The sequence below is a fragment of the Rhodobacter sp. P1_C2 genome, assembly GCF_056406375.1.
This window is the reverse complement of sequence record NZ_JBFUAG010000007.1, coordinates 351,834-376,896: the sequence shown is the minus strand read 5'-3', so window position 1 is coordinate 376,896 and position 25,063 is coordinate 351,834. Positions and strand designations below refer to the sequence as shown.

Genomic DNA, 25,063 nt, shown 5'->3' with positions numbered 1-25,063 from the left:
AGCGGGGTGCAAATTGTCCTGGCAGTCAGAATCCATCCGGATGCAGGCGGAAGGTGTCGAGGCCATGTCCGAATTTTCGGACAGGATTTCAACGCTTTGCGCCGCGAATGATCAGGTTGCCCAGCTTTGCCGCACGCTTCTGGATCTGAACGATGCCGAGGGCGCCTCTGGCCATCTGGGCACCCTGAGCCAGGTGATCGACGAGCTGTGTCACTACCTGGAAACCTGGCTCGGACGCGCCGAATCAACCGCCCTGCGCGAGAATTTCGGGCGGGTGCGCGCAGATCTGGAGGATATATACAAGATTGGCATCCGGTTCCGCGTCGTGGCCACGCTGACGGCGGTCAACGCAACCTCCAACACCACGTCGATGGATGGTTTTATCGAGGAGTTGCGGGCGGTTCCGGTTCAGATCCGTGCGGCCGTGGACACGCTTCTGGCCCGGCTCGCCAAGGTCGATGTCGTCGTTCTGGATGCGGTTCAGACCGCCAAGATCGGGCTGAATGCGCTGGGAACGGCGCGCGACCAGATGCATGGCCAATCGGATTCGACGGCGAAGATCCTGCTGCAGGCGGCGCGGTCGCGCGAGGAAATGGGGAGCATCGGCACCGCCTTCCTGAGCCAGAGTCAGGCGCAGACCAAAGTATTGGTGCGCGGCTTCCAGTATTCGGATTTCTTTGCACAACGCCTCGACCATGTGGCGCAAATGCTGGGCCGCGAAGAGGAATTCGGGTCCGCGGTTCTCTTGCTCGCCGCGCGGCAACTTTCTGACCTGGCCGAGGATGGGCGCGAAACGGTTCGCGATATCGAAGCGGCCTTGCGGACCCAATCGGGGACCGTGGAAAACTTCACCGCCGATTTTGCCGCGCAGGTCAAACTTTCGGCTGCGGTCAACACTGAATTGCAGGGGATTTTCCAATCCGTCATGATCTCGCGCGATGAGGCGCTGCCGGTCATCGCCAAATCGGTCGCCTCGTCGCGCCTCGTGCTCGGGGAAATCGGCCTCTGCAACGAAAGCTTTGCCAGGCTGGTCGAGATGAGCGGCGTGATGGATCTTGCGGCGATCAATGCCCGGATCCGTGCCTCGCGCGAGGATCGCGCCCGTGCGGCGATGGCCTTCCTCTCCGGCGCCGTGACCGAGGGGGCGAGCACTTGCCGCGATGTTCTGTCCAAGTCCTCGGCCGGGCTGGAAAAGGTGGCGAACCTGCAGAGCGCCGACATGCTGGATCGGCTGGTCGACTGCGTCGCGCGGTTCTCGTCCGCTTTCGAGGCCTGTCAAAACGGTCTGCGCGCCTCGGAGGATCTTGCGGCCCGGCTTTCCTTGACCCTGGCCGAGGTCTCCGCCTTGATCGACCGCTCGCAGATCATGCTGGAGGAGTGTCAGCGCACCGCGCAATCCCTGCAGGGGATCGTGCAGGCGATGGCGGCCTTCAGCGCAAGGCTCGCCAGCGGGGTTGCGGTGCCCAAGGTCTGGCCGGATATGGCGCAAGTCTATGATACCTATACGATTCAGGCCGAGCGTGACACCCATGACCGCCTCATCGGGCGCGAGATTTCCGTGCCGGAGCCAGTCAAGCAGCCGGAACTGGACGATATCTTCTTCTGAACGGGTCTGCCCAGCCAAGCCCTCTCAGGCCTGCGGCGCGAAGTGTGAAATGGTGAAAACCTGCCGCAGAAAAATGAAAATGGCTTTTCATTTTTCATAATTTCGGTGATCCTGTCGCAATCTCCCTGCGGAAAGAGCGATCATGATCCCTGATGAAGTGCCCGTCCTTGCCAATTCCCTGTGGACGGCCACGGCCCATGCCGCACCGCCGGCGCCCGCTTTGCGGGGCGAGGTCGAGGCGGATGTGGCTATTGTCGGCGGTGGGGTGACCGGGCTTTCTGCGGCGCTGCATCTGGCCGAACGCGGGCTGTCGGTGGTGGTGCTGGAGGGCAGGCCGCTTGGCTGGGGTGCTTCGGGGCGCAATGGCGGTCAGTTGAACCCGGGGCTGAAGCATGACCCCGACGCGATCGAGGCGCGTTTTGGGCCCGACATAGCGGCACGGATGCTGCGCCTGACGGGAGAGGCGCCGGCCTTTGCGATGTCGCTGGTCCGGCGGTTGGGCATCGACTGCGATGCGGTGCAGCCGGGCTGGATCCAGCCGTCGCATGACGCGGCCTCTGCCGCGGTGCAGGAGGCGCGGGTGCAGCAATGGGCGCGGCGCGGGGTGGAGATCCGGCGCCTGTCGCGGGCCGAAGTTGCCGATCTGATCGGCACCGATGTTTACTCCGGCGGTATCCTCGACCCGCGTGGCGGCAATCTGCATCCGTTGAACTTCACCCTGGGCCTTGCCGCGGCGGCGCAGCGGGCCGGGGCGCGGATATATGCGCAAAATCCTGTTATTTCAATCAGATCTGAGGGGGATCGCCAGGTCCTCACCACCTCTGCCGGGAGGGTGCGCGCGACCCGCGTGCTCTTGTGCACCAATGCCTATACCGACGCTTTGGTGCCGCCCCTGGCACGGACGCTGGTGCAGGTGCAGTCGGTTCAGGTGGCCAGCGCCCCTCTGCCCGCGGGTCTGCGGCAGAGCATCCTGCCCGGGCGGCAGGCCGCTTCGGACGGGCGGCGGGTGATGGTTTACTACCGGATGGATGCGGCGGGGCGCTTCATCATCGGCGGGCGCGGCGACTATAACGCGCGCGCCACAGCGGCCCTGATGGAGAATCTGCGCCGGATCGCCCGCAAGATGTTCCCGCAGTTGGGGGACGTGCCCTTTGACCATGCCTGGGGTGGCTATGTCGCGATGACGGCGGACCATTACCCGCATCTGGTGCCGATCGGTGGCGCGATGCTGTCGGCCACCGGCTACAACGGGCGCGGGCTGGCGCTGGCCACGGCAATGGGGCGGGTGATGGCCGATTGGGCCTCTGGCCGGCCCGCGGCCGAGCTGGACTTCCCGGTGACCCCGCCGCGCCCGATTCCGTTTCACTTTCTGCGCAAGCCGGCGGTCTGGGCCACGGTGCAGACCTTCCGGCTGCGGGATGCGCTGGGGATCTGAGGAATCCCGTGGATTTCGTGAAATACACCTCATCTGCATTTCAATAATGAAAATAGACATTGCAATTTCACGAAGTGAGGGCAAAGCTGTCTTGCATCCAAGGGGGGCCAGATGCGACAGAGTCGAGGTGTGACGGATGGGCCCGGCTTCCGCGCGGCCCTGTCGCTGCCCGGGGTGGCGGTGACCTTCGGGCTGGCGCTGTTTGCCTTGGGGCTGGTCGTCCTTTTGGCCTTTCGCAGCAATGACGGCTCCCTGCTGTTCGGGCCTTTGTCGGGGGCCAATTTCCTCGCCATCGTGACGGACAGCCTTTATCAGGTGGTGATGCTGCGGTCGCTGGCGATTGCCGGGCTGGTGGCGATTCTGACCGTGGTGACGGCCTATCCGGTCGCCTTCTACCTGGCCTTTCACGCGGGCGAGCGGCGCGGGTTGGTGCTGTTTCTGGTGACTTTGCCGTTCTGGACCAGCTATTTGCTGCGGGTTTTCGCCTGGAAGGTCGTGCTGGCCTTCAACGGCGTGCTGAACTCGGCCGCCTTGTGGCTCGGGGTCTGGGACGCGCCCTCGACGGCGCTGCTCAACACGCCGGGCGCGGTTCTGGTCACGCTGGCCCATGCCTATGCGCCCTTCGCGATCCTGCCGATTTTCGTGGCCCTGCAGACGATCCCGAAATCCCTGCTGGAGGCGGCATCGGATCTGGGTGCTACGCGGTTGCAGGTCTTCGGCCGGATCGTCCTGCCCCTGTCGATGCCCGGTGTGCTGGGCGGGGCGCTGGTGGTTTTCGTGCCCACGCTGGGGGATTACGTCACGCCCTCGATGGTCGGCGGGCCGGCGAGCGTGATGATCGGCAACCTCATCCAGGCGCAGTTCGGCAAGGCCAATGACTGGCCCTTTGGCGCGGCGCTGGCGGTGGCGACGATGCTGGTGATCCTGCTGGCCGTGGCGCTGGTCGCCCAGGCCAACCGCCGCTGGGGGAGCCGGACATGACGGCCAAGCGCAGCCTTGGCCTTTATGTGGCCCTCTATATCCTGTTCCTTTACCTGCCGGTGGCACTTATCCCGCTGTTTTCCTTCAACGACTCGATCCAGGCCGCTTTGCCGATCAAGGGGCTGACGCTCGACTGGTACCGCACGCTTTACGCCACCCCGGCGATTGGCGAGGCTTTGGGCAACAGCGTGATGATCGCGGTGACGGCGGCGGCGATTGCGACGCTGTGTGCCACGACGATCTCTTACCTCGATGTCTTTCCGCGCCCGCGCCTTTCGCGGCTGGTGGCGGGGCTGGCGCGGCTGCCGATCCTCATTCCCGGGGTCATCGTCGGCATCGCGCTTCTGATCTTCGTCAACATGATCGGCCTCGGCCCCTCGCGCGCCTCGATCGTGATGGGCCATGTGCTGGTCTGCCTGCCCGCCGCCGTCACCGTGCTGCATGCCCGCTTCGCAGCCATCCCGAAAAGCCTGGCCGAGGCAGCATCCGACCTTGGCGCGGATGAGTTCACCGTCTTCCGCCGCGCGATCCTGCCGCTCGCCTATTCGGCCATCGCCTCGGCCTTCACCCTGGGGTTCCTCACCTCTTTCGACGAATTCGTCGTGGCCTATTTCCTCGCCGGAACCCAGCCGACCCTGCCTTTGTACATCTGGAGCCAGCTGCGTTTCCCCAAATCCCTGCCGGTGGTGATGGCTTTGGGCACGCTGATCCTGATCGCCTCGGTCACCCTGGCCATCCTGGCCGAGGCCCTGCGCCGCCGCAGCCGCGTTTAACCGATAACAAGACCAACAGGAGGACTGAAGACATGAAAACCCAACGTCTGATCCCCGCCATCGCCGCCCTTGCGACGCTGCTGGCGGCCCCGGCCTTTGCGGCCGACAAGCTCAGCTATTTCACCTGGTCGGGCTACGAGCTGCCCGAGTTCAACCCGAGCTACTTGGCCGCCCATCCCGAAGGCATCGATATCTCTATGTTCGGCGATGACGACGACGCCTTCACCAAGGTCAAGGCCGGCTTTCACCCCGATGTCGCCCATCCCTGCTATGACAAGATCGCAAGGTGGAGTGCGGAGGGTCTGATCCAGCCCATCGACACGTCGCGGATTGCCAACTGGAACAACATCTACCCCGTCTTCCGCAACCTGCCCGACCTGCAGGCCGGCGATGGCAAGGTCTGGATGGTGCCGTGGGACTGGGGCAATACCTCGATCCTCTACCGCACCGATCTGGTCAAACCGGCGGAGATGAGCTGGAACCTCCTCTGGGACAAGCAATATGCCGGGCGGATGGCGACGATCGACGCGGTGCATGACACGCCGGTCGTGGCGGCCTTGCTTGCGGGCGTGAATCCCTTCGACATGACCCCTGCCGAGATGGACAAGGTCGCCGACAAGCTGCGCGAGCAGCGGCCCTTGCTGTCGTCCTATACCACCGACATGACCTCGATCGAACAGGCCCTTGCCTCGGGCGAGCTGGTGGCGGCGATGACCTGGAACGCCTCTGCCGTGGCGCTGAAGGCGCAGGGCGTGCCGGTGGAGTTCATGAACCCGAAAGAGGGGATGCTGACCTGGACCTGCGGTTTCGTGATGCTGAAGGACGCCAAGAACCCCGATCAGGTCTATGACTTCATCAACAGCCGGCTGGAGCCCGCCTCGGGCAAGCATCTGATCGAGGCTTACGGCTATGGCGCCTCGACTTCCTCGGCCTTTGCCGAGGTGCCGAAGGAAAAGCTGGAAGAGCTGAAGCTGCCCGCCGACCCGGAAGTGATGCTGAAAACCACGGTCTTCACCGGGCCGATGAAGCAGGCGCCGGAGCTTGCCAAGATGTTTGAACGCGTCAAGGCTGGCGGCTGAACGCCCAAAACGGCAGTTGGATTGCGAAGGACAGGACCGATGGAAGACGAAAGCCCCGACCAGATGCTGACCGCAAAGCGCGCCGCGCCGAACGAGGCCGACGTGCGGGTCGGCCGGCGCCTGCGCGCGCTCAGGCTGGAGGCGGGGCTGTCGCTGGCCGATCTGGCCGCGCTGGCCGGGGTGTCCATCGGCGCGCTCAGCCAGATCGAACGCGGGGTCTCGTCGCTCCGCGTTCGGACGATCTGGCCGATTGCGGCGGGTCTTGGCATCGACGCCTCGCAGCTTCTGGCCGAGGGGGCGGAGGCCAACGACATCTACTGTGTCCGCGCCCAGAACCGCCGCGACCTTCCGGTGCGGTCGGAAGGCATCCGCAAGCAGCTTCTCTCACCGCCCGGTGCGGCCCTGACCGGCATGACGGTCGAGGTCGAGCCGGGCGGCGGCACCGCCGAGGCCTATGCCCATTCGGGCAACGAATTCGGCTATGTCCTGCAAGGCACTGTCGAGCTGATGATCGACGCCTCGACCTACCGGCTGCGCACCGGCGACAGTTTCGCCTTCCGCAGCACCCTGCAGCATTCCTTCCGGAACGATGGCACCGAGCGTTGCGTCATCCTCTGGGTCAATACCACCAAACCGGCGGGGCCGCGCGATGACGAATGACATGCTCTTGAGCCTGCGCGGCGTCAGCAAGGATTTCGGCGGCGGGAATTTCGGCCTGATCGACATTGACCTGGACATTGCCCAGGGCGAATTCGTCAGCCTCCTCGGCCCCTCGGGCTGCGGCAAGACCACGACCTTGCGGGTGATCGCCGGGTTCGAGGCGCCGACTGCGGGGAAGGTCCTGCTCTCGGGCCAGAACATCGCCCACCTGCCGCCCAACCTGCGGCCGGTGAACACGGTGTTTCAGGATTATGCCGTTTTTCCGCATATGAACGTGACAGAGAATGTGGCCTTCGGCCTTTCCGTCCGCGGCACGCCCAAGCCCGAGATCCGCCGCAAGGTGGCCGAGGCTTTGGAGCTGGTGGGCCTGTCCGACAAGGCGACCCGCCCCGTCGCGGCGCTGTCGGGCGGGCAGCGGCAGCGGGTCGCCCTGGCGCGGGCGATCGTCTGCGAACCGAAGGTTCTGCTTTTGGACGAACCGCTGTCGGCGCTGGATGCGGGCCTGCGCGAACAGATGCAGATGGAGCTGAAAAGCCTGCAATCGCGGCTTGGCACCACCTTCATCATGGTCACCCATGACCAGACCGAGGCGCTGTCGATCTCTGACCGGATCGCGGTGATGAACGGCGGGCGGATCGAACAGATCGCCTCGCCAGCCACGCTCTATGACCACCCGGCGACGCGCTTTGTGGCCAGCTTCATCGGCACGATGAACCTTTTGCCCGGTCACGCAACGGGTGACGGGCGGGTCGAGGTGCCGGGCTTCAGCCTGCCGGTGGCGGGGGCCAAGGCTCTGGTCAGGGGCGCGGCGGTCACGCTGGGCCTGCGCCCCGAGGATCTGGATCTGGTGGCCGCAGGGCAAGGCGCGCCGTTTGAGGTCCGCACCACGGTCTTTCACGGCCGCAGCCTGCGGGTGATTGGCGCTTTGGCCAATGGGGCGGAGCTGGTGCTGGACATCCCGCGCAGCGCCACGGCTGCGGTGCCCGGTCAGGGCAGCAAGGCCGGCCTTGGCCTGCGCCCGGGGGCCGCGGCGATCCTGCTGCCGGCCTGAGGCCTCAGGTCGCGACCATCAGGTTGATGCCACGCGCCGCAAATTCTTTGGCATCGGCGTCGGAGATCCCGTCGTCGGTGATGAAGGTATGCACCACCTCGATCGAGCCGAGCCTTGTGAAGGAGGATTTGTTGATCTTGCTGGAATCCGCCACCAGATAGACATGGCTCGCCGCCTTGATCATCGCCTCTTTCAGTTGCAGATCGGCAAAGCTCGGGTAAGTCAGGCCGGTTTCCAGCGAAACGCCGGCGGTGGCCAGAAACAGCTTGCCGGCAAAGATGTTGCGGAAATATTCCACCGACTTGTCGCCCGACAGCGACAGGGTCGGCGCCTTGAACTGACCGCCCGGCATATGGACGGCAAAGCCCGGGATCGCGCCAAGGATGATCGCGATGTTCAGGGCATTGGTGATGACCGTCAGGTTCTTGCGGCTGACCAGCCGGGTCGCAATCTCTGTCGTGGTGGTGCCGGCGTCGAGGATCAAGGTCTCGCCATTGCCGACCAACGAGGCCGCCAGCGCGCCGATCTTGGCCTTTTTCTCCATGTTTTCCTGATGGTGCAGCACCATCTCGCCCGCGGGGGCGCTGGCCGGGTTCAGGAAGGCGCCGCCATGTTCGCGGGTGATCTGGCCCTCGGCCTCCAGCCGCTCCAGGTCCTGGCGGATCGTGGCTTCCGAGACCTGGAAGGCCAGCGCCAGATCGCGGACCCGGGCCGCGCCCTCCTCCTGGATCCACTCCAGAATGCGGCGGCGGCGCGGTTCCGACAGCAGCCCGATCATCGATTTGGAGCGTTCCGGGCTGTGATGTGGCTGCACGAGGGCGGACTCCAACTGGAAACGATGCGGTTTGGCTGCGTTTGCTTTCGTTACAGGGTAGTGAAACCTTCCCCCCTGCGAAAGCCCCTTCCTATTTGTCCACCGCCGCCTCTTGCTGCAGGGCGACGCGGGCCTGCAGCTTGCTTTGCGCCTGGTCGATGACGACGGCGGTGATGATGACGATGCCCTTGATGACCGTCTGCCAGAAGGAGGAGACGCCCATCATGATCAGCCCGTCGCCAAGGATGCCGATGACGAAGGCGCCCACGATGGTGCCGCCGATCCGCCCGCGCCCGCCCGCCATCGAGGTGCCGCCCAGCACCGCTGCCGCGATGGCGTTCAGCTCGAAGGTCTCGCCGGTTGCGGGATGGCTCGCCTGCAGCTGGCTCGCGATGACGATGCCGACCAGGGCCGCGCAAAAGCCCGAGAACATGTAGACGAACATCTTGATCCGGTTGACTTTCACCCCCGACAGCGCGGCGCCGCGTTCATTCCCGCCGACGGCATAGATGTGCCGGCCCAGCGTGGTGCGGCGAGAGATGTAATGCGCCAGAAGCCCCATCACGACCAGCAGCAGGATCATCACCGGCAAGCCCAGCACGGTGCCGGTGCCGATCAACGGAAAGCTCTTGGTGCCGAAATCGGGGTTGCCGGTCAGGTTCGGAAAGGTCCGCCCGCCGGAGGAGAGCAGCGCAAAGCCGCGCGCGACGTAAAGCGTGCCAAGCGTCGCGATGAAGGGCGCCACCCCCATCCGTGTGATCAACAGCCCGTTGATCGCGCCGACGACGATGCCGACCAGCGCCACGATGACGATGATCTCGAAGGTGTTGAACCAGATGGTATAGCCGATCCCCAGGTCGACCCCGTTCAGCACCAGCCAGCCCGCCACCATGCCGCAAAGCCCGACGATGGAGCCGACTGACAGATCGATCCCGCCGGTGATGATGACAAAGGTCATCCCGATCGCCAGAAGCGCGTTCAATGCCACATGTTTGGACACGATCACCGCATTGGCGGCTGACAGGAAATTCGGCGCGGCAGCGGAAAAGAAAGCAAAAACAAGGATCAGCGCCACAAAGGTCCGCAGCCGCAACAGCAGCAGAAGGATCGAGGTCTTGTCATTGGTGCGGGTACTCATGCGGATTTTCCCTTGGCTTTATGGCGGGTGGCGGCGGCGATCACCGCGGCGGCGCTGGCGGTGCCGTCAAATTCCCCGGTCAGCTGGCCATCGGCCATGACGAGAATGCGGTCCGAAAGCGCCAGGACCTCTTCAAGGTCCGATGTGACGAAGAGGATGCCGAGGCCGTCGGCGGCCAGACGGCGCATGGTGCGGAAGACCTCGGCCTTGGCACCAATGTCGATCCCGCGCGAGGGTTCGTCCATCAAGAGGAGCTTCGGGTCGGTCATCAGCGCCTTGGCGATGACCACCTTCTGCTGGTTGCCGCCCGACAGGCTCGACACCGGGTTTTCGGCGCTGGCGACCTTGATCACCAGCCGCTTGATGAAATCGGCCGCCCCCGCCGCCTCGGCCCGCAGGTTGAGGTGGAACAGGCGGGCAAAGCGCGACAGGGCGGAGAGGGTGATATTCTCGCGGATCGACAGGATCTGCACCAGACCGTCGCGCTTGCGATCCTCGGGGATCAGGGCGATGCCACGGGCGATCCGGCCGGGCACGTCGCTTTCGGTCAGGGGGCGGCCCTCGACGAAGAAATGCCCGGTGGACAGCGGATGTTGCGCCATGATGCATTCCAGAAACTCGGTCCGCCCGGCGCCCATGAGGCCGTAAAGCCCGACGATCTCCCCGGCGCGGACCGAGAGCGAGACGTGATCGACGCTGTAGCCGCCGCCCAGACGCGGCAGGCAGATGTTTTCGGCGCGAAAGACCTCGCCGCCGAAGTTCGGCGCCTCGGTGCGGGGAAACTCCTTCGAGCCGCCGCCGATCATCGCGCGGACGATCCAGGGGATATCCACGCCCGCCATGCTTTGCGCCCCGGTGATCTCGCCATCGCGGAGCACGGTGATGTAATCGCCGATGCGGATCAGCTCTTCCAGACGGTGGCTGATATAGACGATGCCGACGCCTTGCGCCTTGAGATCCGCGATGACGCGGAACAGAACCTCGACCTCCGCCGCCGAAAGGGCCGAGGTCGGCTCGTCGAGGATCAGGATTTTTGCGTCCTGCGCCAGGGCCTTGGCGATCTCGACCACCTGTTGCTGGCCGATCCGCAGGTTGCCGAGCGGCACATCGGGGTCGATGTCCTGCTCCAGCCGGGCCATGAGCTTGGCCGTCGCCTCGGACTGGGCCTTGGCGTCGATATCCACGCCAAAGCGGGTCGGCTCGCGGGCGATGAAGATGTTTTCGGCCACGGTCAGGTTGGGGAAGAGGTTCAGCTCCTGAAAGACGATGCCGATGCCCTTGGCCACCGCATCCGCCTTCGACCGGAAATGCACCGGCGCGCCATTCATCGTGATCGTGCCTTCGGTCAGGCTTTCGACCCCGGCGATGACCTTCATCAGGGTGGATTTGCCCGCACCGTTTTCGCCCACCAGCACATTGACCGCGCCCATGCGCAGGTCGAAATCCACGCCCTTCAGCGCGCGAGTGCCGGGATAGACCTTGACGCCGCCGCGGATCGACAGGCCGATCGGATCTGCGCCGCTCATGGCTGGACCGTGACTTTGGTGGCGGTGACGACCATCGGGTCTTGCGCGGTCTTGAAAGGGGCAACGCCTTCGAAGGTCAGGGTCTTGCCGGTCAGATCGCCCTCGGGCAGGGTCAGGCTGGCACTGACCTTGTCGTTCAGCACGCGGGCGAGTCTTGCAAACTCGATCTGGTCGCGGAAGTCGTTGAAATTGTAGAAGGGCGCCACATCGCGCAGCGCGGTGCCCTTGATCACCGGGCCAAGCGCCAGGGTCAGGTCGGCGGTGCCATCGCCATCGGTGTCAAGTTCGGCGACACGGGCGCGGCTTTGCAGGTTGGCGGAGATCACCTTGCCGCTGCCCTTGACCGCGAAGGCCCAGGCGGCGCCTTCGCCGGCCCCACGGTTGCCATGCGCCTTGCCAGCGGCATCGAGGTCGGCGGCAATCGCGGCGCGCAGATCGGCCACGGGCAGGGCCTTCTCGCTGATCAGCGGCAAAAGCTTCGCGTCGAAGCTGTCGGCCACCAGCTGGGCGATGTGATCGCCCTCTATCGTCTGTTCGGACTTCGGCGCATTGGCCGCGTCATTCTTGACGATCTTGCAGGCGGACAGGGTCGCAAAGGCTGCCACAAGGGCAACCGTCAGGGTCGTGGCACGCATGATGATTTCCAAAGCTTTGCCCGGCGCGGCCCTGACTTCGGGCCGCGCCGGCGCGCAGGTCAGTTGAGGTGCTTATTTCGCGAGCGCGAAGGTTTCCAGCTTGGCCGCGTTGTCGGCATTGACCAGAACGCAGTCCATCAGTTGCTTTTCGTCCACGCCGGTCTTGCCGGTTTTCAGGTAGGTGTCGGCTTGCGTGACGGCGAGCTGGGCCTGTTCATAGGCCGGCTGCAGCACGGTGGCCTTGATGCCGCCCGCCTTGATCGAGTCGCGCACGTCGTTGGACCCGTCAAAGCCCACCACGATCACATCCTTGCGGCCCGCAGCCTCAAGCGCTGCATAGGCGCCCATCGCCATCGTGTCGTTGCCGGCGATGACGCCCTGGATGCCCGGATTGGCCTGCAGCATCGATTCCATCACCGAATAAGCCTCGGTCTGCGACCAGTTGGCGGTCTGCTGGGCGGCCATCTTCATGTCGGGGTATTGGTCGATCACGTCGTGATACCCTTTGGAGCGGATGCCGGCGTTGGTGTCGGATTCCTTGCCGGTCAGTTCGGCGAAGGTGCCTTTCTCGCCCATCAGCTTGACGAATTCCTCGGCACCAAGCTGCGCGCCCTGGTAGTTGTTCGACACGATCTGGCTTACGGCCACGCCGGTCGAGGTGATCTCGCGGTCGATCAGGAAGCTGGGGATGCCGGCATCCTTGGCCTTCTGCACGGCGGCAACCGAAGCATCGGCGCCGGCATTGTCGAGGATGATGGCCTTGACCCCCGCCGCGATGGCGCTGTCGAAAAGCTCCGATTGCTTGTTGGCATCGTCGTCATGGACCAAGACCATGACGTCATAGCCCAGTTCCTTCGCCTTGGCGGCGGCGCCGTCGGCCTCGGCCTTGAAGAAGGGGTTGTCGGGGCTGGGCGTGATGATGGCGATGGTGTCAGCCGCGGCCGCGAAGGAGGGCAGGGCCCCCGTCATGGCGATGGCGATGGCGGACATAAGCAGGCGACGTTTCAGATTCATGGTGTTTCCTCCCATACGCATCCGGATTGGTTGCGATTCCTCCCGAATGTTTGTGACAAATGTTTTCGGTTACTGTCAATAACCTAAATTTTCCGGTGAAACCTCGGCGAAACCGCAAGACATTGCGGGCGAAACACCCGAATCGCCCCGCGATTTCTGCGATTTGCTGTCGAAAACACAGAGGTTTTCCACGGCTTGCCGGAATTTTCAGCAGGGGACCGCAAAAGCCCTTGCAATGAAAATCGCAACAAGCGAAAGTAAACGAAAGCATACACGGCGTGATTCCGGGAGGATTCCGCCTGAGGGAGGAAACCATGCCGCTGACCATCCGTCGCAAGATCACGCTGGGCGTGGTCATTGGAAGCCGGGCCTTTTTCAGCCCCGCCCCCTGCCTCGCCGCGAGAACCGAGGTGCTGGCCCATCTGGACCGCCTTGGCATCGAGGCGGTGATCCTGCCCTATGAGGCGACCGCCAATGGCGCGGTGCAAAGCATCCCGGACGCGCAAGCCTACGCCGACCTTTTCAAGGCGCGGCGCGATGACATCGACGGGCTGGTGATCTGCCTGCCCAACTTCGGCGACGAGATCGCCATTGCCGAACTGGTCAACCGCGCCAAGCTGAACGTGCCGATCCTGCTGCAGGCCTCGAATGACGAGGTCGACAAGGTTTCCGTCCACCAGCGCCGCGATGCCTTCTGCGGCAAGCTCTCGGTCACCAACAACTTCTGGCAATATGGCGTGCCCTTCACCGAGACCACCTCGCATACCTGCGACGTCGGCGGGGCAGAGTTCGGCGCCGATCTGGAACGCTTCGGCCGCCTCTGCCGCACCGTGCGCGGCATGCGCGGCGCGCGTCTCGGCGCCATTGGCGCGCGGACCGGGGCTTTCCAGACCATGCGCTATTCGGAAAAGCTGCTGCAGGCCGCTGGGATCACCGTGCTGACCGTCGATCTGTCCGAGATGATCGGCAAGGCCGCCGCGATCCGCGACGACGCGCCCGAGCTTCTGGAAAAGATGGCGCGGATCAAGGCCTATGGCAACATCCCGGCCCATATTCAGCAAAGCCAGATCGTCACCCAGGCCAAATGGACGCTCGCCGTCAACCGCTGGATCGAGGAAAACGAATGTGACGCCAGCGCCATCCAGTGCTGGCGCAGCTTGCAGGACAATTTCGGCTGTGCGACCTGTGTCACGATGTCGATGATGGGCGAAGAGCTGATGCCCTCGGCCTGCGAGGTCGACATCATGGGCGCTTTGTCGATGTATGCGCTGGCCCTCGCCTCTGGCGCGCCGCCGGCGATCCTCGACTGGAACAACAACTACGGCTACGAGCCCGACAAATGCGTCGCCACCCACTGCGGCAACTTCCCGAAATCTTTCATCGGTGACACGCCCGAGATCGGCGAGCTGGATGTTCTGGGCGAAAGCATCGGGCGGTCGAAATGCTTTGGCGCGGTCAAGGGCAAGGTGAAGGCCGGTCCGATGACCTATTTCCGCCTGTCCTCGGACGACCGGGCCGGCGCGTTGAAATGCTACCTCGGCGAGGGAGAGTTCACCGAGGACCCCTTCCCGATGGACGGCGGCATTGCCGTGACCAAGGTCGCCCGCCTGCGCGAGCTGATGCGCTTTGTCACCCAGAACGGCTTTGAACACCATGTCGCCATGGTGCGCGGCCATCACGCCGATGTCGTGGAAGAGGCGGTGACCCGCTACCTCGGCTATCCCTCCTATCGCCACGGCGGCACGCCAGAGCCGCGCCTGACCTGGCCCAACCGCTTTTAAGGACTTCCGAGATGACCCTGCAGAACGACCCCGTCGCCCGGATCAAGGAAAAGGCGCTCTGGATGCGCCGGCGCGCCTTCAAGATGGTGTTTGACGCGCAACTCGGCCATCCGGGCGGCGATTTTTCGGCCATCGACGTGATGGCGACGCTGTATTTCGGCGTGATGAACTATGACCCGGGCCAGCCGAACTGGGCCGAACGGGACCGCTTCATCATGTCCAAGGGCCATGCCACCGGCGCGCTTTACACTGTGCTGGCCGCGGCGGGGTATTTCCCGGAAGACTGGCTCGACACCTATATGCAGCCGCGCTCGATGCTGAACGGCCACCCGAACCGCAATTACCTGCCGGGGGTGGAGACGAACACCGGCCCCCTTGGCCACGGCCTGCCCGTCGCCACCGGCATCGCGATTGCGGGCCAGATCACCGGGGCCAGTTTCCGCACCTTCGTGATCACCGGCGATGGCGAGATGCAGGAAGGCTCCAACTGGGAGGCCGCGATGACCGCCGGCAACCGGGGTCTGCGCAACCTGACCTGGATCGTCGACCGCAACCGCCTGCAGCAAGGTGCCGGGACGGAAGAGACCAACGGCCTCGACCCGCTCGACAAGAAGTTCGAAGCCTTCGGCTGGGAGGCCGTTCTGGTCGACGGCCATGACCATGCCGCCCTCTTGAAGGTGCTGGGTGCTGCCCCCGGCGACCGGCCCCGCGCCGTGATCGCCAATACGGTCAAGGGCAAGGGCGTCTCTTTCATGGAAAACAAGGCGAGCTGGCACCATGGCGTGCCCAATGCCGAACAATTTGCCCTCGCGATGAAGGAACTTGTGTGATGGCGGCCCCCGCGCTGAAAACCGAAGGCCTCTTTGATTGCCGCGAGGCCTGGGTCGCCACGCTGGAGGCGCTTGCCGCCGAGGACGACCGCATCGTGGCGGTGGTCAATGACTCGGTCGGATCGTCCAAGCTGGGCGGTTTCCAGAAGAAATTCCCCGAAAGGCTGATCAATGTCGGCATCGCCGAACAATGCATGGTCGGCGTCGGCGCCGGTCTCGCCAACGGCGGGCGGATCCCCTTCGTCTCGGCGGCCTCGTGCTTTCTGACCGGGCGGGCGCTGGAACAGGTCAAGGCCGATATCGTCTATGCCGGGTTCAACGTGAAGCTGGTCGGCCAGTCCTCGGGCGTGGCCTATGGCGAGTTGGGGCCGACCCACCATTCGATCGAGGATTTCGCCTGGCTCCGCGTCTTCCCCAAGCTGATCGTCATCGCCCCCGCCGACCCCTGGGAGACCGCCGAGGCGATCAAGTTCGCCGCAAGCTATGACGGCCCGGTCTATATCCGCCTGTCGCGGATGCCGGTGCCCGATCTCGCCCTGCCCAACCGCGTCTTCCGCCCCGGTGAGGCCGAACTGGTCCGGCAAGGCCAGGATGTCACGCTGATCGCCGCGGGCACCACGGTGCATCTGGCCGCCGCCGCCTCGGATGCGCTGCGGGCCCAGGGCATTTCCGCCCGCGTCCTGAACATGGCGACGATCAACCCCTTGGATGAGACCGCGGTTCTGGCCGCCGCCAGCGAGACCGGGGCGATCGTCACGGTCGAGGAAGCCTCGGTCCGCGGCGGTCTGGGCGGGGCTGTGGCCGAACTGACCTCGGCCAACAGGCCGGTGCCGGTGGAGCGGGTAGGCTTTCCGGGCTTCGTGCCGACCGGGTCAGTCGACTGGCTGTTCGAGGAATTCGGCCTCAGCGCCGAGGGCATCGCCGCCGCCGCCCGCCGGGCCATGGCGCGGGCTGCAAGATAGGCTGGCTGGCGCGGGGGCCGACCCCCGCGCCGCTAGTGTTTTGAAAAGGTCGAACGCCACAGGGCGATGAAATGCGCCCGGCGCTGCTGGTCCAGACCGGCGAGCAGGACCGGCGACAGGGAAATCGGCCGAAGGTAAGAATCCCCGTCCTCGAGGTCCAGCAAGCCCTCGCCGCGCATCTCGGCGGCTTCAAGGTAAAGATGCTCCCGCGCCAGGGCCTGACGGCCGGCCTGCGACAGCAGGAAGTCGATCAGCACGCCCGCCGTGGCCGGATTGCTGGCCCGCGAGGGGATCAGCGCGGCACGCGACAGGATCAGCGTGTAATCGGTGGGGGCCACGACGGCGATGTTCGGGTCGCTGTCGGCGCGGGCGAAGGCGTAGGAGCCGAGGATGTTATAGGCGATCAGGTACTTGCCGCTTGCCACCCCGTCGATGATCTCGGCCGAACAGCAGGTCGTCACGGCATGGGCGCGCGAGAAGGCCTCGATCACGCTGCCGAAGGTCGTGGCCTGTTGCGCATCGGCGAAGGCGAAGAGATAGCCGAGGCCGGATTGCTCAATGTCATAGGTGGCGACCCGCCCGTCATAGCGGCCGCCCTGCGTGCGCAGCATGTCGATCAAGCCAAAGCGCGATTGCGGCACATCCGCCTTCGGCACAAGGGCGCGGTTGTAGACGATGACGGCGGGTTCGCGGGTGATGCCGAAGACCTCGTCGCGCCAGTTGTAGGCGGGGGGCAGGGCGGCGGTGGCGGCGGAACTGTGGCTTTGCGCGCAGCCGTCGTTGACCAGCTTGACCTGCTGATCGACCGAAGAGCTGATCACCAGATCCGCGGCCTGGACCTCTCCCGCGCAGGCAGCCACGGCGCGGTTGTAAAGGTCGTTCGACCCCCATTGTTCATAGTCGATCCGCACCTCGGGATGATCGGCGACGAAAAGCTGCAGCACCGGGTCGAAGAGCGCCAGATCGGTCGTGCCGCGCACCAGAAGATGCTGGGCGGCGGTCGGGCTGCCATAGCTTTGCTCGGCCTCGGGCCGGACCTCGGCCAGGGCGGCGCAGGGCAGGACGGATAAAGCCAGCATCAGGGCGCGCCACCTCATCCTTGCCCCTCTCCGACCAGCGGCAGGATCACCCGCGCCTCGAATTTCCGGGCAGGCGTCTGGGCAAAGGACATCTCGCCATGATGGGCGCGGGCCACGGCATCGACGATGGACAGGCCCAGCCCGACCTTGGTGGCCGACACGCTGGTGCGGCGGCGAAAGCGGCTGCCGGCGTCCTGCCACTGGTCGCGCGGCAGGCCCGGCCCGGAATCCTGCACCGCCAGCACGGCCATTGCCCCCTCGACGCGGACCGAGATCACCACCGGCGCGGCGCCGTGGTGCAGCGCATTGGTGGCGAGGTTCTTGCAGGCCTCGATCAGCGAGAGGCTGTCGCCCTTCACCATCACCGCATCCTCGGGCAGATCCAGCCGCAGGTCGGTGTCGGGGGCTTGGCCCTCGTCGCGGGCGACATGGTCCATCTCCTCCACCCCCTGCATGGCGACGCGGCGCAGGTCGATCAGGTCGAGCGGCACCGCATCGGCACGGTGGATGATCAGCGCCTGGTTCAGCAGCTGGTCGGTCAGCCGGCCGAGCGAGACGGCCCGGCGGTGGATGCGCTGGGCATAGACCTGCTGGCGGGCCGGATCATCTTCGCCGATCGCCAGTTCGGACTGGGCGCGGATCACGGCGATCGGCGTGCGCAGCTGATGCGAGGCATCGCCGATCATCCGCCGCGTCGCCGCCACCTGCCGGTCGATCCGCGCCATGAAACCGTTGAGCGTGGCCACCAGCGTGCCGATCTCGCGCGGCACGGCCAGATCCAGCGGGGTCAGATCGGCCGGCGCCCGCACCGCCAGCGCCCGCTCGATCCGCCGCAGAGGGCCAAGCGCCGAGCGGACGGCAAAGATCGCAAGCCCCGACATCAGCACGCCGACCAGCGCCACCGCGATCAGGGCCGAACGGGTGATCGACCGCGTCAGCTCGCCCCGCGCCCGGGTGGTCTGGCCCACCACGACCCTCACGGTGCCTGACAGCGAGCGTTCGGCAAAGCGGCGGTCCACGGCGGCAAAGCGCATCGGCTCGCCGGTGAAACTGCCGTCGCTGAAAGTCTGGTCCGGCGCCGGGCCGCGCAGGCCCTCATAGCCGGTGATCAGCGTGCCATGCGGGCCATAGACCGCATAGACGATCCGGTCCTGAGGGGCGAGCGCCAGAAGCTCGAAGGCCGCGACCGGGATGTCGATGTTGACCGCGCCATCCTGCAGGGTCAGCGCCTCGGCGATCTGGTTGGCGGCGCCGATCAGCAGCCGGTCATAGGATTGCCGGGCCGCGTTATGGCCATAGGCGATGGCCGCCAGCGCCACCGCCGCCCCGCCCGCCGCCAGAAGCAGGGTCAGCGCCACCGCCAGCCGCAGGGTGAGCGAACTCACCCGTCGCGGCAGGGCTTGCGCCAGATCAGCCATCGGTCACCATCTGATAGCCGAGGCCGCGCAGGGTGCGGATCGTCACGCAGGAGCCTTCGATCTTGCGGCGCAGCCGGGCGACATAGGTCTCGATCGTGTTGAGTCCGACCTCTTCCTCGTTGAAACTGAACATGCGGGCGTGGATATGGTCTTTCGCCACGATCCGCCCGCGGTTGGACAAGAGGATCTCGATCAGGCTGTATTCGCGCCGGGTCAGGGCGACGGGCTTGCCCGCCACCGTCAGCTCTTGCGAGGCGCTATCATAGGTGATGTCGCCGTAGGACATGGCCGAGCTGCGCCCGCTTCCGCTGCGGCGGGCGAGGGCGCGGACCCTTGCGTGCAGCTCGCCGAGGTCAAAGGGTTTGACCATGTAATCATCGGCGCCAAGGTCCAGCGTCGCGATCCGGATGTCGATCTCGCTGCGCGCGGTCAGCATCAGGACGGGTACGGCACGACCGGCCCGGCGCAGGCCGCGCAGCACCTCGGTCCCCTCGCCATCGGGCAGCTGGATGTCGAGGATGGCAATGTCGTAATCCTGTGCCGCGAGGCTGGCCAGCGCATCGGCAACCGTGCCGACACAATCCACCGCATCGCCACGCCGCCCAAAGCTTTCGACCACGGCGGTGGCCACGTCTTCGGTGTCCTCCACCAGAAGCATCCGCATCCCGCCGACCCTCCCAAGTCAGATGTGCTGAGGGCCGACTATAGGGATTGTCGAGGGGCTTGCAAACGCCGCGACCGGCAGGGCTTTTGCAAAGCGCGCAGAAATTGGGCGATGACAGGTTCGTGACAGGAACGGAGGTTACCACGGGGTCAGCGTCGGCCGGGGAGGACCCGTGGCCCGCGCCGAAAAGGACCAATTCTCTGGGAGGACGATCATGACCTATCTGACGCTGCGCCGCGGGCTGGCGGCGCTGACCCTGGCCGCGGGCCTGATGGCCGCACCGGCCTTTGCCTTCGAACCCGGCCAGTCCGAATGCATCGCCCCCGCCAATGCCGGCGGCGGCTGGGACTTCACCTGCCGCCAGGTCGGCAAGACCATGCAGGACATGAAACTGGTGCCCGGCACGATGCAGGTGACCAACCTTGCCGGTGGCGGCGGTGGCGTGGCCTTTGCCGAGGTCGTCTCCAAGCGCAATGCCGACAACAACCTGATCGTGGCCGCCTCGACCGCGACGGCGACGCGGCTTGCGACCGGCGCCTTCCCGGGCAACACGATGGACCAGGTCCGCTGGGTCGGGGCCGTGGGCGCCGATTACGGCATCATCGCCGTGGCCAAGGACAGCCCGATCAACACGCTTCCCGAACTGATGGACAAGATCAAGGCCGACCCGACCTCGGTTTCCGTCGCGGGCGGTTCGGCCGTGGGCGGCTGGGACCACCTCAAGGTGCTGATCGCCGCCGAAAAGGCCGGGATCGAGGACCTGCGCAAGATCAAATACGTCGCCTTCGAAGGCGGTGGCGAGGCGGTGACCCAGCTTCTGGCCGGTTCGGTCCAGGCCTTCACCGGTGACGCCTCGGAAGCCAAGGGCTTCGTCGATTCGGGCGATATCAAGGTGATCGCGGTTCTGGCGCCCGAGCGTCTGACCGGCGACTTCGCCCAGTTCCCCACCGCGAAAGAGCAGGGCATCGACGCGGTCGGCGCCAACTGGCGCGGCTTCTACGCCCCGGGCGGCATGTCGGACGAGGCCTTCGCCTATTGGCAGGATGCCGTGGCCAAGGTCTATGCCTCGGACGAGTGGAAAGCCGTGATGGCGCAGAACGGTCTGGCCCCGGTCGAGGCGACCCCGGCCGAGTTCCAGGCCTATGTGGCGGATTCGATCGCCAGCATCCAGAAGATCTCCAAGGAAATCGGCCTGATCAAGTAATCCCGGTTGCGACGGAAGACGGGCGGCGCCGAGGGTGCCTCCCGTCTCTTGCCCTCTCCCCCTACCCATCCAGAAGGGACGCGCGATGTCAGATCGCATTTTCGGCGGCATTGGCCTGTTGCTTGCCGCATTCTACATCTGGGCCGCCTCGACCATCGAGCTGAGCTTCATCTCGGACCCGGTCGGCCCCAAGTCTTTCCCCTATATCATCGGCGGCCTCTTCGCGCTGGCGAGCCTCGCGATCCTGTTGCGCCCCGATGCCCCGCCGGAATGGCCCTCGCTCACCCAGCTGGCCGAGATCTGCGCCGGCCTCGCCGTCATGGTGGCCTATGTCTACCTCCTGCCGGTGCTGGGTTTTCTGGTGACCACGGCGGTCGCCTCGGCTTATCTCAGCTGGCGTCTGGGCGCGGCGCCGCTGGCGGCCATCCTTGCGGGTCTCGCCACGTCCGGCGGGATCTATGTCGTCTTTCATCTGGTTCTGGGCCTCAGCCTGGCCACCGGGCCTTGGGGGGTCTGAGCGATGGATACCATCACCAACCTGATGCATGGCTTTGAAGTTGCCATCACCTTCCAGAACATCGGCCTGGCGTTGATCGGCTGTTTCCTCGGCACGATCATCGGCGCGTTGCCGGGGCTTGGCCCGTCGAATGGCGTGGCCATCCTGATGCCCCTGGCCTTCTCGCTCGGCCTCGGGCCGACGCCGGCGCTGATCCTGCTGACCTCGGTCTACTACGGCTGCATGTATGGCGGGCGGATCTCCTCGATCCTGTTGAACATCCCGGGCGACGAACCCGCGGTGATGACCACGCTGGACGGCTATCCGATGGCCAAGCTGGGCCGGGCGGGCGAGGCCCTGGCGATTTCGGGCATCGCTTCCTTCATCGGTTCGTTCTTTGCCACCGTCGGCCTGATGCTTCTGGCGCCGCAGCTGGTGAAGGTCGCGCTGCTCTTCGGCCCGGCGGAGTATTTCGCCCTCTTCGCGCTGGCCTTTGCCACGCTGGGCGGGATTTCCTCGACCAACCAGGCGAAATCGGCCTGGGCCGCGGCCTTCGGCCTTGGCATCGCGATGGTCGGGGTGGATGGCCAGACCGGCGTGCCGCGCTTCTCCTTCGGGATCGTGCATCTTTATGACGGGATCAACTTCCTCGTCGCCATCGTCGGGCTTTTCGCCCTGTCCGAGGTGCTGATCTTCCTCGAGCACAGCGGCGGCACCTCGGCCAAGGCGCGCGCGGCGCAGACCTCGCGCCCGCCGATCGCCATTGGCCGTCCGGTCGCCTCCTTCAGCCTGATTCGCTTCTGCACCCCCGCCATGGCCCGTTCCACGGTGATCGGCTTCATCGCCGGGGTTCTGCCCGGGGCAGGGGCCTCGCTCGGCTCCTTCATGGCCTATGCGGCGGAAAAGCAGATCAACAACAAGGGCGACACCTTCGGCAAGGGTGACCCGCGCGGCGTGGCTGCACCCGAGGCGGGCAACAACGCCGCGGCCGGCGGGGCGCTGGTGCCGATGCTGGCGCTGGGCGTGCCCGGTTCGGGGACGACAGCGGTGCTGCTGGCGGTTCTGCTGTCGCTGAACGTGACGCCGGGGCCCTTGCTCTTCACCAAGAACCCCGACATCGTCTGGGGCCTGATCGCCGCCCTCTTCATCGCCAACGTGATGCTGCTGGCGCTGAACCTGCCGCTCGTCGGCATCTTTGCCCGGGTCCTGCTGATCCCATCGAAATACCTGATGCCGATGGTGGCGATGGTCTCTTTCGTCGGCATCTATGGCGTGTCCGGCTCCACCTTCGACCTTCTGGTCATGGTGCTGTTCGGCGTGGTCGGCTGGGGTCTGCGCAAGCTGGATGTGCCCCTGGTGCCGGTCATCATGGGCGTCCTCCTCGGCAATCTGATGGAGGCCAACCTGCGCCGGGCCATGACCATCTCGGACGGCGACTGGACAGCACTGGTCCATTCGCCTCTGTCGATCGGCCTCTGGCTCTTTGCCGCCTTCGGCTTCGTTCTGCCGATCCTCGTGGGCCGCAAGCTCAAGGCCCAGATCGACGAGGCCAAGGAGGCGGCCCAGGACGCCGCCCTCTGACCCAGCACCCCGCGCCGGGGCCTTCCGGCGCGGGGTATCCCGGTTCCACCGGCCCCGCAAAGCCCCTTTCCTACCCTCATCGCCAGAAACGCCGCCACGGCGCTGGCGATTTTTCTTTGCCCGCGCCATATAGGGCGTGAAAGCCCGCAACCGATTGCGCGGCGCCAGCCCATGGGCAACTCCGAAACGGGAAAGGCCGGTCAATGTCGCAGTTTCAGGAAGATTTCATCGCCACCAGCGCCGCGGTCCGGGTCCGGTTCGGCGCAGGCGTGCGTTATCGTCTGGGAGAAGAGCTGGACCGGCTCGGCCTGTCGCGCGCGCTGATCCTGACCACGCCGGGGCAAGCGGCCAAGGGGGAGGAGTTTGCCACCCTTCTGGGTCCGAAATCGGTCGGCGTCTACAGCCGGGCCACGATGCACGCGCCGGTCGATGTCTCGGAAGAGGCGACCGAACATGCCCTCGAACGCGGTGCCGATTGCGTCGTGGCGATCGGCGGCGGGTCGACCATCGGGCTGGCCAAGGCCATCGCCCTGCGCAGCGATCTGCCGCAGATCGTGGTGCCCACCACCTATGCCGGCTCTGAGGCCACGGCCATCCTCGGCCAGACCGAAGGCGGGGTGAAGACCACCACCGCCTCGCCCCGCATCCAGCCCGAGGTCATCCTCTACGACGCCGAACTGGTGCGCAGCCTGCCCATCGGCATGACGGTCGCGAGCGCCCTGAACGCGATGGCCCATGCGGTCGAGGGGCTTTACGCGCAAAACCGCTCACCCCTGTCGACCCTGATGGCGCTGGAGGGGCTGCGCGCCTTCAAATCCGCGCTCCCCGCCGTCCTTGCCGATCCGCAGGATCTGCGGGCGCGGGGCGAGACGCTCTATGGCGCCTGGCTTTGCGGCACGGTGCTGGGTCAGGTCGGCATGGCGCTGCACCACAAGATTTGCCACACGCTCGGCGGCTCCTTCGATCTGCCCCATGCCGAGACCCATGCCATCATGCTACCCCATTCGGCAGGCTTCAACGCGGTGGCCGTGCCCGACCTCCTCGCCCCGGTGAGCGAGATTCTCGGCGGCACTTCGCCCGGCCTTGCCCTTTACCATTTCGCGCAAGAGATCGGCGCGCCGCTGGCCTTGCGCGATCTGGGTCTCGCCGAAGCCGACCTTGACCGCGCTGCCGAGATTGCAACCCGCAACCCCTACTGGAACCCGCGCCCGATCGAACGCGAACCCCTGCGCGCCCTTCTGCAAGAGGCTTGGGAGGGTGCGCCGCCGCCGCTCTGACCCCGGCTTCTGCCCCGGACGGGGCAAAAACGACCCCTTTTTGCGCCATTTGGCGGCGCCGTGCTTTTCAGTCCTTGATTCTGCCCGCCATAACTGGGGGGCCGGGCCCCGCGTCCGGCCGGGCCAGAAGGACAGAAGATGCCGGATTTCACCAAGGGGGCGGCCTATCTCGACGGCGCCTATATGCCGATCGCCGAAGCGCGGATTCCCGTCACCCATTTCGCCTATCGCCGGTCCGATGTGACCTATGACGTGGTGGGCGTCTGGGAGGGCAATTTCTTCCGGCTCGACGACCATATCCGCCGCTTTCGCGCCTCGATGGACCGGCTGCGCATGACGCCGCAGGAAAGCGACGACGACATCCGCCGCATCCTCAACCGGATCGTGGCGCTGTCGGGGCTCAAATCCTCCTATGTCGCGATGGATTGTTTGCGCGCCAACCCGCCGCCCGGCTCTCCGCGCCATTCCGCCTTTGCCCGCAGCTACCTGTCCTGCTTTGCCGTGCCCTGGGTGTCGATCGTCACCCCCGAGCAATACGAGCGCGGGCTGCACGTGATCATCCCCAAGGTGCGGCGGATCGCACCCGAAAGCTTCGATCCGCGGGTGAAGAACTTCCACTGGGGCGACCTGACCGAGGGCCAGTTCGAGGCGCTGGATGCCGGTGCCGATACTGCCGTGCTGCTGGACGCCGATGGCAACATCACCGAAGGGCCGGGCTTCAACATCTTCTCGATCACCGATGGCGTGGTGGCGACCCCGCAGCGCGGTGCGCTGGAAGGGGTGACGCGCAAATCGGTGATGGAGCTTTGCGACCTTCTGGGCCTGAAGCTCGAGGTGCGCGACATCCCCGCCGCGGAGTTCCGCCAGGCCGACGAGATCTTTGCCTGCACCACGGCGGGCGGCATCATGCCGGCCTCACGGATCGACGGGCGGATCATGGGCAATGACCGGCCGGGGCCGATCTCGACCCGGCTGAAGGATCTGTTCTGGGCCAAGCGCGCCGAGGGCTGGCACGCCACCCCCGTCGATTACACCGACATCTGACCAAAGGACGCCGCC

General features: G+C 65.6%; 23 protein-coding genes. 15 read left to right on the top strand and 8 right to left on the bottom strand.

Annotated features, from left to right (window positions below; all coding sequences use genetic code 11):
* The first annotated feature begins 64 nt into the window (after positions 1-64).
* From AC1DZT_RS14270 to AC1DZT_RS14240, 7 genes are all read left to right on the top strand, one after another.
* The gene (locus AC1DZT_RS14270) at positions 65-1,606 is read left to right on the top strand and encodes a hypothetical protein (protein WP_478007294.1); all 1,542 of its coding nucleotides are present in this window, start codon (positions 65-67) and stop codon (positions 1,604-1,606) included.
* Positions 1,607-1,748: 142 nt separating this feature from the next.
* Positions 1,749-3,041, top strand: a complete 1,293-nt coding sequence (locus AC1DZT_RS14265) for an NAD(P)/FAD-dependent oxidoreductase (RefSeq protein ID WP_478007293.1) — start codon at positions 1,749-1,751, stop codon at positions 3,039-3,041.
* 111 nt (positions 3,042-3,152) lie between these two features.
* Complete coding sequence (locus AC1DZT_RS14260) at positions 3,153-4,022, top strand: ABC transporter permease (protein WP_478007292.1); 870 nt, start codon at positions 3,153-3,155, stop codon at positions 4,020-4,022.
* Positions 4,019-4,795, top strand: coding sequence for an ABC transporter permease (locus tag AC1DZT_RS14255; RefSeq protein WP_478007291.1), 777 nt, complete (start codon positions 4,019-4,021; stop codon positions 4,793-4,795). The genes AC1DZT_RS14260 and AC1DZT_RS14255 overlap by 4 nt, the downstream gene beginning before the upstream one ends.
* A 32-nt stretch (positions 4,796-4,827) precedes the next feature.
* Positions 4,828-5,874, top strand: a complete 1,047-nt coding sequence (locus tag AC1DZT_RS14250; RefSeq protein ID WP_478007290.1) for an ABC transporter substrate-binding protein — start codon at positions 4,828-4,830, stop codon at positions 5,872-5,874.
* A gap of 39 nt (positions 5,875-5,913) precedes the next feature.
* Positions 5,914-6,534: a cupin domain-containing protein gene (locus tag AC1DZT_RS14245; RefSeq protein ID WP_478007289.1), complete on the top strand. Its 621-nt coding sequence runs from the start codon at positions 5,914-5,916 to the stop codon at positions 6,532-6,534.
* The gene (locus AC1DZT_RS14240; protein WP_478007288.1) at positions 6,524-7,585 is read left to right on the top strand and encodes an ABC transporter ATP-binding protein; all 1,062 of its coding nucleotides are present in this window, start codon (positions 6,524-6,526) and stop codon (positions 7,583-7,585) included. Before AC1DZT_RS14245 ends, AC1DZT_RS14240 begins: the two co-directional genes overlap by 11 nt.
* Before the next feature lie 4 nt (positions 7,586-7,589).
* On the opposite strand, the gene AC1DZT_RS14235 is transcribed toward AC1DZT_RS14240, so the two are convergent.
* The 5 genes from AC1DZT_RS14235 to AC1DZT_RS14215 form a co-directional block, all read right to left on the bottom strand.
* Entirely contained in the window at positions 7,590-8,399 is an 810-nt protein-coding gene (locus tag AC1DZT_RS14235; protein ID WP_478007287.1) for a DeoR/GlpR family DNA-binding transcription regulator, read from the bottom strand.
* 91 nt (positions 8,400-8,490) lie between these two features.
* Positions 8,491-9,537: an ABC transporter permease gene (locus AC1DZT_RS14230; RefSeq protein ID WP_478007286.1), complete on the bottom strand. Its 1,047-nt coding sequence runs from the start codon at positions 9,535-9,537 to the stop codon at positions 8,491-8,493.
* Complete coding sequence (locus tag AC1DZT_RS14225) at positions 9,534-11,063, bottom strand: sugar ABC transporter ATP-binding protein (RefSeq protein ID WP_478007285.1); 1,530 nt, start codon at positions 11,061-11,063, stop codon at positions 9,534-9,536. Before AC1DZT_RS14225 ends, AC1DZT_RS14230 begins: the two co-directional genes overlap by 4 nt.
* The gene (locus tag AC1DZT_RS14220; protein ID WP_478007284.1) at positions 11,060-11,698 is read right to left on the bottom strand and encodes a DUF2291 family protein; all 639 of its coding nucleotides are present in this window, start codon (positions 11,696-11,698) and stop codon (positions 11,060-11,062) included. Before AC1DZT_RS14220 ends, AC1DZT_RS14225 begins: the two co-directional genes overlap by 4 nt.
* Positions 11,699-11,770: 72 nt before the next feature.
* A complete protein-coding gene (locus AC1DZT_RS14215; RefSeq protein WP_478007283.1) occupies positions 11,771-12,712 on the bottom strand; it encodes a substrate-binding domain-containing protein in 942 nt (313 codons plus the stop codon).
* Positions 12,713-13,026: 314 nt separating this feature from the next.
* Here AC1DZT_RS14215 and AC1DZT_RS14210 point away from each other — a divergent pair, with 314 nt between their 5' ends.
* From AC1DZT_RS14210 to AC1DZT_RS14200, 3 genes are read left to right on the top strand one after another with little or no spacing between them, the layout of a single operon-like run.
* The gene (locus tag AC1DZT_RS14210; protein ID WP_478007282.1) at positions 13,027-14,493 is read left to right on the top strand and encodes an L-fucose/L-arabinose isomerase family protein; all 1,467 of its coding nucleotides are present in this window, start codon (positions 13,027-13,029) and stop codon (positions 14,491-14,493) included.
* An 11-nt stretch (positions 14,494-14,504) separates the two neighbouring features.
* On the top strand, positions 14,505-15,323 hold the full coding sequence (locus tag AC1DZT_RS14205; protein ID WP_478007281.1) for a transketolase: 819 nt from the start codon (positions 14,505-14,507) through the stop codon (positions 15,321-15,323).
* Complete coding sequence (locus AC1DZT_RS14200) at positions 15,323-16,285, top strand: transketolase family protein (RefSeq protein ID WP_478007280.1); 963 nt, start codon at positions 15,323-15,325, stop codon at positions 16,283-16,285. Before AC1DZT_RS14205 ends, AC1DZT_RS14200 begins: the two co-directional genes overlap by 1 nt.
* A gap of 32 nt (positions 16,286-16,317) precedes the next feature.
* Here AC1DZT_RS14200 and AC1DZT_RS14195 read toward each other — a convergent pair whose 3' ends face one another.
* Genes AC1DZT_RS14195 through AC1DZT_RS14185 form a run of 3 tightly spaced genes read right to left on the bottom strand, consistent with a single transcriptional unit; the run spans position 16,318 to position 19,446 of the window.
* Entirely contained in the window at positions 16,318-17,382 is a 1,065-nt protein-coding gene (locus tag AC1DZT_RS14195) for an ABC transporter substrate-binding protein (protein ID WP_478007279.1), read from the bottom strand.
* Entirely contained in the window at positions 17,379-18,782 is a 1,404-nt protein-coding gene (locus tag AC1DZT_RS14190; protein WP_478007278.1) for a sensor histidine kinase N-terminal domain-containing protein, read from the bottom strand. The genes AC1DZT_RS14195 and AC1DZT_RS14190 overlap by 4 nt, the downstream gene beginning before the upstream one ends.
* Positions 18,775-19,446, bottom strand: coding sequence for a response regulator transcription factor (locus AC1DZT_RS14185; RefSeq protein ID WP_478007277.1), 672 nt, complete (start codon positions 19,444-19,446; stop codon positions 18,775-18,777). Before AC1DZT_RS14185 ends, AC1DZT_RS14190 begins: the two co-directional genes overlap by 8 nt.
* 214 nt (positions 19,447-19,660) lie before the next feature.
* On the opposite strand from AC1DZT_RS14185, the gene AC1DZT_RS14180 reads away from it, so the two are divergent.
* The 5 genes from AC1DZT_RS14180 to AC1DZT_RS14160 all read left to right on the top strand — a co-directional run bounded on the left by AC1DZT_RS14180 (position 19,661) and on the right by AC1DZT_RS14160 (position 25,048).
* Complete coding sequence (locus AC1DZT_RS14180; protein WP_478007276.1) at positions 19,661-20,650, top strand: Bug family tripartite tricarboxylate transporter substrate binding protein; 990 nt, start codon at positions 19,661-19,663, stop codon at positions 20,648-20,650.
* A gap of 85 nt (positions 20,651-20,735) precedes the next feature.
* Entirely contained in the window at positions 20,736-21,167 is a 432-nt protein-coding gene (locus AC1DZT_RS14175) for a tripartite tricarboxylate transporter TctB family protein (protein WP_478007275.1), read from the top strand.
* 3 nt (positions 21,168-21,170) lie between these two features.
* On the top strand, positions 21,171-22,727 hold the full coding sequence (locus tag AC1DZT_RS14170) for a tripartite tricarboxylate transporter permease (RefSeq protein ID WP_478007274.1): 1,557 nt from the start codon (positions 21,171-21,173) through the stop codon (positions 22,725-22,727).
* A gap of 203 nt (positions 22,728-22,930) precedes the next feature.
* On the top strand, positions 22,931-24,004 hold the full coding sequence (locus AC1DZT_RS14165) for a maleylacetate reductase (RefSeq protein WP_478007273.1): 1,074 nt from the start codon (positions 22,931-22,933) through the stop codon (positions 24,002-24,004).
* A gap of 138 nt (positions 24,005-24,142) precedes the next feature.
* Complete coding sequence (locus AC1DZT_RS14160; RefSeq protein WP_478007272.1) at positions 24,143-25,048, top strand: aminotransferase class IV; 906 nt, start codon at positions 24,143-24,145, stop codon at positions 25,046-25,048.
* Positions 25,049-25,063: the final 15 nt, after the last annotated feature.

What these genes read in the sequence shown, in the direction of transcription:
- AC1DZT_RS14270 (WP_478007294.1), top strand. Translation starts at nt 65, where the DNA reads ATGTCCGAATTTTCGGACAGGATTTCAACGCTTTGCGCCGCGAATGAT.
- AC1DZT_RS14265 (WP_478007293.1), top strand. Translation starts at nt 1,749, where the DNA reads ATGATCCCTGATGAAGTGCCCGTCCTTGCCAATTCCCTGTGGACGGCC.
- AC1DZT_RS14260 (WP_478007292.1), top strand. Translation starts at nt 3,153, where the DNA reads ATGCGACAGAGTCGAGGTGTGACGGATGGGCCCGGCTTCCGCGCGGCC.
- AC1DZT_RS14255 (WP_478007291.1), top strand. Translation starts at nt 4,019, where the DNA reads ATGACGGCCAAGCGCAGCCTTGGCCTTTATGTGGCCCTCTATATCCTG.
- AC1DZT_RS14250 (WP_478007290.1), top strand. Translation starts at nt 4,828, where the DNA reads ATGAAAACCCAACGTCTGATCCCCGCCATCGCCGCCCTTGCGACGCTG.
- AC1DZT_RS14245 (WP_478007289.1), top strand. Translation starts at nt 5,914, where the DNA reads ATGGAAGACGAAAGCCCCGACCAGATGCTGACCGCAAAGCGCGCCGCG.
- AC1DZT_RS14240 (WP_478007288.1), top strand. Translation starts at nt 6,524, where the DNA reads ATGACGAATGACATGCTCTTGAGCCTGCGCGGCGTCAGCAAGGATTTC.
- AC1DZT_RS14230 (WP_478007286.1), bottom strand. Translation starts at nt 9,537, where the DNA reads ATGAGTACCCGCACCAATGACAAGACCTCGATCCTTCTGCTGCTGTTG.
- AC1DZT_RS14225 (WP_478007285.1), bottom strand. Translation starts at nt 11,063, where the DNA reads ATGAGCGGCGCAGATCCGATCGGCCTGTCGATCCGCGGCGGCGTCAAG.
- AC1DZT_RS14220 (WP_478007284.1), bottom strand. Translation starts at nt 11,698, where the DNA reads ATGCGTGCCACGACCCTGACGGTTGCCCTTGTGGCAGCCTTTGCGACC.
- AC1DZT_RS14215 (WP_478007283.1), bottom strand. Translation starts at nt 12,712, where the DNA reads ATGAATCTGAAACGTCGCCTGCTTATGTCCGCCATCGCCATCGCCATG.
- AC1DZT_RS14210 (WP_478007282.1), top strand. Translation starts at nt 13,027, where the DNA reads ATGCCGCTGACCATCCGTCGCAAGATCACGCTGGGCGTGGTCATTGGA.
- AC1DZT_RS14205 (WP_478007281.1), top strand. Translation starts at nt 14,505, where the DNA reads ATGACCCTGCAGAACGACCCCGTCGCCCGGATCAAGGAAAAGGCGCTC.
- AC1DZT_RS14200 (WP_478007280.1), top strand. Translation starts at nt 15,323, where the DNA reads ATGGCGGCCCCCGCGCTGAAAACCGAAGGCCTCTTTGATTGCCGCGAG.
- AC1DZT_RS14195 (WP_478007279.1), bottom strand. Translation starts at nt 17,382, where the DNA reads ATGAGGTGGCGCGCCCTGATGCTGGCTTTATCCGTCCTGCCCTGCGCC.
- AC1DZT_RS14190 (WP_478007278.1), bottom strand. Translation starts at nt 18,782, where the DNA reads ATGGCTGATCTGGCGCAAGCCCTGCCGCGACGGGTGAGTTCGCTCACC.
- AC1DZT_RS14185 (WP_478007277.1), bottom strand. Translation starts at nt 19,446, where the DNA reads ATGCGGATGCTTCTGGTGGAGGACACCGAAGACGTGGCCACCGCCGTG.
- AC1DZT_RS14180 (WP_478007276.1), top strand. Translation starts at nt 19,661, where the DNA reads ATGACCTATCTGACGCTGCGCCGCGGGCTGGCGGCGCTGACCCTGGCC.
- AC1DZT_RS14175 (WP_478007275.1), top strand. Translation starts at nt 20,736, where the DNA reads ATGTCAGATCGCATTTTCGGCGGCATTGGCCTGTTGCTTGCCGCATTC.
- AC1DZT_RS14170 (WP_478007274.1), top strand. Translation starts at nt 21,171, where the DNA reads ATGGATACCATCACCAACCTGATGCATGGCTTTGAAGTTGCCATCACC.
- AC1DZT_RS14165 (WP_478007273.1), top strand. Translation starts at nt 22,931, where the DNA reads ATGTCGCAGTTTCAGGAAGATTTCATCGCCACCAGCGCCGCGGTCCGG.
- AC1DZT_RS14160 (WP_478007272.1), top strand. Translation starts at nt 24,143, where the DNA reads ATGCCGGATTTCACCAAGGGGGCGGCCTATCTCGACGGCGCCTATATG.